Origin of the sequence: Synechococcus sp. OH2 (assembly GCF_047462155.1) — a bacterium.
Lineage (GTDB): Bacteria > Cyanobacteriota > Cyanobacteriia > Thermostichales > Thermostichaceae > Thermostichus.
The window spans coordinates 25657-32363 of sequence record NZ_JANSIR010000107.1 but is presented as its reverse complement, the minus strand read 5'-3'; the positions used below and the strand labels follow the sequence as shown (position 1 = coordinate 32363).

Here is a 6707-nt window from a genome sequence, read left to right as displayed (position 1 = left end):
TCCCCCGCCGGCGCCAGCAGCAACGGCAGCTCGGCGGGCACGGCCGCCGCCAGACGTCCGGTTTCTACGGAACCCATCTCAGAAGCGCTCATGAGAAGAACCCAGAGAAAAAACAAGGGATCCTTTCCCATTCAAAAGCAAAAAACCTGAGAGCAGGATCCCCCTTGCCTCAGGCCAAGCCGTCACTGCCAGCGGGCTCTTAACAACGCAAAAGACCAAGGTCTCAGAAAACCACAGGCTGTCCGCCCACTAGGACGCCAGCAGCACATTCAGGATCCCGCTGAGGATGGCACTGAACAGGGCTAGCGTAATGTAGCGGCCAACAGTCGGGTCTTCGCCCAGGAGCCGGTCAGAAGTGCTAATGGTAAAAAACAAAGACCACGCCTGAGTGGCGTTGATGGTCTCAAACTGGTTGAATTCAGGGGTGAAGATCTTGGCCATCGTGAAATGCTCCCTACGGCTGGGGGTTTGCACCACCTTAACAAAAGTTAAGGCTAGCTGCCACGTTCGCACGGCTACATCAGGTAGGGCAGAGTCAGCGCAATATCACTTTGGGAGAAAGCAGCAACGTCAGGGATCCCTGGCAATAGTCGATACGGCCTTCTGCAAAGCGCACCTGGGCCAAGCCTGCCTTTTTGAGGGTAATAGCCTGGGGATTGGTCGGCAGTAGGCCAATAGCTGCCTGTATCCACAGGCTCAGATCCGGCTGGTGGCCGACCAAGGCCAGAGACGTGAAGGGATCCCGCTCCGCCTGCCAGCGCACCAGGTCGGTGAAGCTGCCGTCCGGGGCCAGCGGCTCAAACACTTCTAGAGCTTCGGCCAAGTTCTCGTGAAAAAAAATCTCCGCCGTCTGCCGCGCCCTCACAAGGGGGCTGGTGAGCAGGAGATCCCACTTCCAACCCATATCCTTGAGTTGGCGGGCAATTTTGCGGCAGCGCTTGCGTCCCTCGTCGGTCAAGGCGCGGAAAGCGTCCTCCACTCCCGCTTGTGCTTCTTCGGCTATGCCGTGGCGAATAAAATCCACAGCTACTTCCTGAACGGAAGTCCGCTTCTCGGCTGCAGCCTGATTGCCTCCTTCTGGCCCGAGCTCAAATGCCATCGGCGCCTGCACGCTTTCTCCCTCTTCCACTCCAGAATACCCCGCTCAGGTTGGGAAAAGCTCGCCTGTTCAGCCCAACCCTCTGGCAAAAATTGTAGGTGCCTGCTGCGGCCTAGAACAGAAGCCCAGAAAGTTATGATAGGATCGCTCTAAGTGACGGGTACGTACTGTTTCAGGAGTTCTCCAAGCATGTCTGCAGCAATAGATGTTGCTGATGCTACCTTTGAGGCAGAGGTGCTGCGTAGCGATATCCCAGTCTTGGTGGATTTTTGGGCGCCCTGGTGTGGCCCATGCCGGATGGTAGCTCCTGTGGTTCAGGAGATAGCCGAGCAGTATGCCGGCAAGGTTAAGGTCGTGAAAATCAATACGGACGAGAATCCCCAAACTGCCAGCCAGTATGGCATTCGCAGCATTCCCACCTTGATGCTCTTCAAGGGAGGCCAGAAGGTAGATGTGGTGGTCGGCGCTGTGCCTAAGGCAACTCTAACCACAATTCTGGAGAAGCACTTTGACACGCCTGCTGAGGGCTAAGATCCGGGCAGGAGGAGCGACTGTCAGTGCTTCAGAGCGCTACGTCTGGATTCGGGAGTAAAGCCTAAGTAGCATTTAGCTTAATCGGCGGCAAGCGCCGCACTGTATTGATTGGTGAATTGTGTTAACTCAAGAGCCAATCAGTGTCGGGGTAACAGCTGCTTATGCTACAAGTGAGGAGAACAAGTTAAATTTCTGGAGAGTTTCCCACCGTGGATCCCACGGCAGTGGCACTCTGAGACCTCTGTACCAACAAGTCTGTGAAGTGTGAAGCCCGCACTCTATCGGCTCGCGCAGCGTGGTGTAAGCCATTTTGCGTTGACTCAACGAAGATGAGTGCCGGGGTTCGTTTACCGTCGATAGTCTATTGCAGTAAAGTAATAACAGAGAACTCTGGATCCTGGCTTGGCTGATTCCCTTTCTTCTCTTCTCCAGGAGATTTTCTCCAACGCTGAGACTCGTCTGAAGCAGTTGGAGTATCACCCCAACCGGACGGCTTGGCTGCGCATTTTGCAGTCACTGCAGCGGATGGGATCTCTGAATCTCAGCCGCTTGGACGCCAAGATCCTGGCGGCCACGCTTGAGGATCTAGAGCAAGGGTTTGCGGCCTTCCAGAACTATGTCCATCAGCGCAAGGTAACAGTTTTTGGGTCGGCACGGGTAGGGCCGGACAGCCCGGAATACCGACAGGCACAGTTGTTCGCCCACTGCATCAGCCAGCGAGGGTTCATGGTGCTGACGGGGGGCGGCAGTGGAATCATGGAAGCCGGCAATCGGGGGGCAGGGCTGGAAAACTCGTTTGGGCTGAATATCCAGCTTCCCTTCGAGCAGATGGCCAATCCTGTGATTGCTGCCAGCGATCGGGTCATTAACTTTAAGTATTTCTTTTCACGCAAGCTCTTTTTTGTCAAAGAAACCGATGCGCTGGTGCTTTTCCCCGGTGGCTTTGGTACGCAGGATGAGGCTTTTGAATGTCTGACCTTGATGCAAACCGGTAAAACCAAGCTCATGCCCTTGGTGCTGGTGGACAAGAAGGGCGGTTGCTACTGGAAAGAATGGGATGAATATGTGCGGGAGCATCTACTCAGCCGCGGCCTGATTAGCCCAGAAGATCTCTTCTTATACACCTTAACTGACGATGTAGGGGATGCCTGCCAGCAGATCGTCGATTTTTATCGCATCTTTCACAGCAATCGCTATGTGCGGGAACTGCTGGTTTTGCGCTTGAATGCCAAGCTCTCGCCCCAGGCTCTGGATATCTTAAACGAAGAGTTTGCCGACATTCTCGACTCGGGCCGAATCGAGCAAACTGAGGCTTTGCCGGAAGAAGCAGAGGAAGAGATTGCCCATTTGCCAAGGCTAGTGATGCATTTTAACCAACGCAACTTTGGGCGGCTGTGGCAAATGGTGCGCCGGATCAACACGCTTCATCCAGCACAGCCGGATCGTCTGCAAATGCGCCCCGACCAAAAGTAGGGGATTGTCGTCCCAATGGGCCGGTTGTTTGTCAAAATCTGCGGCATCACTCGCCAGGATCAAGCGGAGGCTATCGCTGCGCTGGGGGTGAGCGCTCTTGGGTTTATCGCAGTGCCCAACACGCCGCGCTATTTGCCTCTCTCGGCAGCGCGCTGGCTGGGATCCCTGCCCGGACATGTAGAAAAGGTGGGGGTCTTTGTGGATCAGGATCCCCGTACGATTGCCACCTGGGTGGAAGTGGGCGGCCTCACGGCTGTTCAGCTCCACGGCCAGGAATCGCCAGAAGAGTGCCGGCAACTGGGAGAATGGCTCCCCGGCATTCGCCGCATCAAGGCCCTGCGCATTCGCCAGCCGGCAGATCTGGAGGCAGCCCACCTCTACGGCGACTGTGTGGAGGCTCTGCTTCTTGACGCCTATCACCCACAGCGGGCGGGTGGCACTGGGCAAACCCTCAACTGGCCAGAGTTGGCCCACCGCTCCCTGCCCCTGCCCTGGCTGCTGGCCGGTGGCCTCACCCCAGACAATGTTCTGCAGGCCCTCAGCTACCTCCAGCCTAGCGGCATTGATCTCTCCAGCGGCGTCGAGCACCAACCGGGCGACAAAGATCTGGACAAAGTCCGGCGTCTGCTGCAGCAGTTGGGATCCCAAGGGTGGCAAATCGCTTCTGCCCTACCTCAACCCAATCAAGGCCTTTAGCCCCTCCGGCCGAGCCGGATCCCTATTGCAAGGATTGGAAGGATTGAATATCTAGCCCCGGCTCAAACATCAGCTCTTTCACCTCTCCAAACCTTCCCATCACCCCCAGATGGCGGTCGTTGAAGGTCACCAACACCCCGCCGGCATTGCCGGTACGCAGCACAATTGATCGCTCGGCTTCCCAGTTCAGCTCTGCCCCCGGCTGCAGGGTGGCCTCAAAAACGGTTTTTCCATCGGCGATGACTCGTAGCCAGGAGGGACGCTCTACCACGCGAATATCAAGGCGCACCGGCTTGCGCCGCGTCCCCTCCGTATGGGCCTCCAACACGTCAGGGAAAACCCCCTGGATGCGCGTCCACTGATCCAGCGTGGGAAACATCTGGCGAAGGGTCGGTTCTGGGCTGCGCCCAGGGGAGTTAGCTGCTTGCGGCTGCGACTGGGATCCCTCGCCGCTTGACCTGCTGGCCAGCCAATGCCCAAAGGGGTTGCCGGTGCTGTCCAAAAGAGCCGACAGCCCTCCCACCGCCAGCACGACCAGCACCACATAGGCGGCCCAAAGGTGAAAGGGGCGCAGGGCAAAGCCCAGCTGTTCGCCAACAGCAGTAAGAGGAGGGAGCGCATGGGGCGTTTTGGCAGCTAGGAGTGGCAAAGCTTGCCGAGATAAAGCCTCGCCATCCAGCCCCAGATAGTTGGCATAGCGCTTGAGGAAGCCTTGCACATAGACCGGCTCCGGCAACCGGCTCAAGTCGGCTTCCTCCAGGGCCTGCAGATATTGGGAGCGAATGAAGGTATCGTTGGCTACATCTGTCAACGTCAGCCCCCGTGCCTCCCGTGTTTGCCGCAACAGGGATCCCAGGGCTTCCAATCCCGTTAGCGGGACAGAGTCCTTAGAGCGTTCCGGCTCTTGCATCGTTGGGCTACCTGCAAAAGTTCCCCCGCTAAAGATTATGAAGAGGGAGAGGAGGAGTGAAAAGAGGCACTTCTGGACGGAGCTGAGCCGTTAGTGACCGCAAACGGGGCTAGCAAAGCCTGAACCTCCTGCGGCTGCAACAGGCGAAACTGACCTGGCTTTAGGTTGCCTAGACGCAGCGGGCCAATCGCCTCCCGGTGTAAGCTGAGCACAGGATGGCCCAGCTGCTCGGCCACCCGCCGAATTTGCCGGTTGCGGCCTTCAAATAGGACTACCCTCAGCCAAGAGGAGTTGGAGGTTCTTCCAAAAGGGGGCGGATCACAAAACTCCACCTCTGCCGGCAAAGTGGTAGACCCATCCAAGTCGACGCCCTCCCGCCACCGTTGCAGAGTGGCTTGGCTAGGGCGCCCCTGCACCTGCACAAGATAGGCCTTGGGCAGATGGTAGCGCGGGTGGGTCAGCTTCAGCGTCAGGTCGCCGTCGTTAGTCAGAAGCAGGGCCCCACTGCTGTCGGCGTCCAATCGGCCCACCGGGTAAAGACGGATCTGCCGGTTCCAGGGTGGGGGAAGCAAATCCAGCACCGTCTTGCGTCCTAGGGGATCCCTACAGGTGGACAAGACTCCCAGGGGCTTGTGCAGAAGCAAAACGTGGCGGGCCGGATCCCTGAAGAGGATCACCCGTCCATCCACCTCGACGCGATCCCGTTCCGGATCGGCTTTAAAGCCCAGCTCGGTGACCACCTTCCCATTGACTCGAATGCGTCCGGCTAGGATCCAAGCTTCCACCTGGCGGCGGGAGGCCAAGCCCTGCTGAGCCAAAAGTTTCTGGAGCCGTTGGGGTGCTGCCATAGGCAAGGGGACTAGAGCAGAGTCTTTGCAGTGCAAAAGCAGATGGCCAGAGTCGGGGGGCAGCAGGGGTTGCCCGTTTAGGCAGGAAACCAAAGCTTCCGCCCGTTTGTGGCCTGTAGAGCTGAGAGACGGGTAGTGCCTGCTAACAAAACGGTGTAGCTATTGGTTACCCAACTCCTCTGCTTCGCCCTCACTGCCCTCTTCAACCGTTTCCTGGTTCTTAGATGAGGATCCCTCCTGCTTAGTTTCGGCGTCCCGTTTCAGTTGGTTAAGCAGGGCCAGAACCCGGGATCCCCGCTCCAAAGAGCGATCCTGCAAAAACACCACCGTCGGCACCCGTCGCAGGCCGAGGCGCTGACCGATTTCCCGCCGCACGAAGGAAGTGGCAGAGGCCAGCCCCTCCATGGTCTGCTGCTGGGCCGCTTCATCGCCATAGATGCTGACGAAGATGCGGGCATTTTGCAAGTCATTGGAAACCTCGACATCCACAATGCTGACCATGCCCGCCCCCACGCGGTCATCTTTGATCTCCGAGAGCAGGATTTGGCTGACCTCCCGTTTGATCAGCTCGGCTACCCGTGCCACCCGTCGCGCTGTCGCCATTTTTGGATACCTAGGTTACCGCTCATCCGCAAACCGGCTCTGGCCGGTGTGGAGCAGAGTCCGCGTCGGCTCGATCCCCAGAACAGTAGCCGATGCTACGAGCATCTCTCTCTTCTACCTTTATCTTGAATCCATGTCCACCTTGCCTTGAGTATGAATACCTAAAGCCATCGATGGATGGATGGAGACGTGATGATCAAGACGCCAGAGGCCCTGCGGCGCTCCATTGAGCAGTTTATGCTGAATGTCACAGAGCCGCTTGACCCCTTGCTCTCCCTGAAGCTAACTCAATTGGTGGTGATGTTGGGGGATACAGCGTATGCAATGGGGTACAGCGATGGCCAACAAAAGCCAGATGAACGCTGCCGCTATTGTCCCAGCCGGCTGCTCGACCGTCCAGAGCTTTGACAGAGCCCTTTAAGGTTCTTCATAGTCTAGCTCCTGGCTGTCCAGGAGGGGGGAATGAGTTGAAAGGGGTGGTGGGAACCGGCCAAGATGGGATCCCGTTCCTCAGTAGCCTATGACTTCCCCGGTTTTGATTTGG

Annotated in this window: 9 protein-coding genes and 1 pseudogene; 4 read left to right on the top strand and 6 right to left on the bottom strand. The window is 57.6% G+C overall.

The annotated features are described in order from the left end of the window. Positions 1–249: 249 nt before the first annotated feature. Complete coding sequence (locus NW835_RS10885; RefSeq protein WP_414366327.1) at positions 250–441, bottom strand: hypothetical protein; 192 nt, start codon at positions 439–441, stop codon at positions 250–252. A gap of 94 nt (positions 442–535) precedes the next feature. Continuing rightward, entirely contained in the window at positions 536–1099 is a 564-nt protein-coding gene (sixA, locus tag NW835_RS10880; RefSeq protein WP_414415292.1) for a phosphohistidine phosphatase SixA, read from the bottom strand. 189 nt (positions 1100–1288) lie between these two features. Between sixA and trxA the strand changes: the two genes are divergently transcribed. The 3 genes from trxA to NW835_RS10865 all read left to right on the top strand — a co-directional run bounded on the left by trxA (position 1289) and on the right by NW835_RS10865 (position 3802). After that, complete coding sequence (gene trxA, locus NW835_RS10875) at positions 1289–1630, top strand: thioredoxin (RefSeq protein ID WP_414366323.1); 342 nt, start codon at positions 1289–1291, stop codon at positions 1628–1630. A 405-nt stretch (positions 1631–2035) separates the two neighbouring features. Then, positions 2036–3106 carry a TIGR00730 family Rossman fold protein gene (locus NW835_RS10870; protein ID WP_414376687.1) on the top strand — a complete coding sequence of 357 codons (1071 nt, stop codon included), beginning with the start codon at positions 2036–2038 and terminating at the stop codon, positions 3104–3106. 15 nt (positions 3107–3121) lie between these two features. Next, positions 3122–3802, top strand: coding sequence for a phosphoribosylanthranilate isomerase (locus tag NW835_RS10865; RefSeq protein WP_414366320.1), 681 nt, complete (start codon positions 3122–3124; stop codon positions 3800–3802). A gap of 22 nt (positions 3803–3824) precedes the next feature. Here the strand turns inward: NW835_RS10865 and NW835_RS10860 are convergent, their stop codons facing one another. The 4 genes and pseudogenes from NW835_RS10860 to rbfA all read right to left on the bottom strand — a co-directional run bounded on the left by NW835_RS10860 (position 3825) and on the right by rbfA (position 6163). Next, positions 3825–4181 carry a DUF4115 domain-containing protein gene (locus NW835_RS10860; RefSeq protein WP_414366333.1) on the bottom strand — a complete coding sequence of 119 codons (357 nt, stop codon included), beginning with the start codon at positions 4179–4181 and terminating at the stop codon, positions 3825–3827. Between the two features lie 294 nt (positions 4182–4475). Continuing rightward, a pseudogene (locus NW835_RS10855) lies at positions 4476–4712 on the bottom strand (helix-turn-helix domain-containing protein); the annotation flags it as partial. A gap of 35 nt (positions 4713–4747) precedes the next feature. Further along, positions 4748–5560, bottom strand: coding sequence for a pseudouridine synthase (locus tag NW835_RS10850; protein WP_414415291.1), 813 nt, complete (start codon positions 5558–5560; stop codon positions 4748–4750). 159 nt (positions 5561–5719) lie between these two features. Further along, positions 5720–6163: a 30S ribosome-binding factor RbfA gene (gene rbfA, locus NW835_RS10845; RefSeq protein ID WP_414366319.1), complete on the bottom strand. Its 444-nt coding sequence runs from the start codon at positions 6161–6163 to the stop codon at positions 5720–5722. Positions 6164–6355: 192 nt separating this feature from the next. On the opposite strand from rbfA, the gene NW835_RS10840 reads away from it, so the two are divergent. Further along, on the top strand, positions 6356–6571 hold the full coding sequence (locus NW835_RS10840) for a hypothetical protein (RefSeq protein WP_414347243.1): 216 nt from the start codon (positions 6356–6358) through the stop codon (positions 6569–6571). The last annotated feature ends 136 nt before the right edge of the window (positions 6572–6707 follow it).

Bases quoted from the DNA above. Each gene is read 5' to 3' on its own strand.
- NW835_RS10885 (WP_414366327.1), bottom strand. From the start codon at position 441: ATGGCCAAGATCTTCACCCCTGAATTCAACCAGTTTGAGACCATCAAC.
- NW835_RS10850 (WP_414415291.1), bottom strand. From the start codon at position 5,560: ATGGCAGCACCCCAACGGCTCCAGAAACTTTTGGCTCAGCAGGGCTTG.
- NW835_RS10865 (WP_414366320.1), top strand. From the start codon at position 3,122: ATGGGCCGGTTGTTTGTCAAAATCTGCGGCATCACTCGCCAGGATCAA.
- trxA (WP_414366323.1), top strand. From the start codon at position 1,289: ATGTCTGCAGCAATAGATGTTGCTGATGCTACCTTTGAGGCAGAGGTG.
- NW835_RS10860 (WP_414366333.1), bottom strand. From the start codon at position 4,181: ATGTTTCCCACGCTGGATCAGTGGACGCGCATCCAGGGGGTTTTCCCT.
- sixA (WP_414415292.1), bottom strand. From the start codon at position 1,099: ATGGCATTTGAGCTCGGGCCAGAAGGAGGCAATCAGGCTGCAGCCGAG.
- NW835_RS10840 (WP_414347243.1), top strand. From the start codon at position 6,356: ATGATCAAGACGCCAGAGGCCCTGCGGCGCTCCATTGAGCAGTTTATG.
- rbfA (WP_414366319.1), bottom strand. From the start codon at position 6,163: ATGGCGACAGCGCGACGGGTGGCACGGGTAGCCGAGCTGATCAAACGG.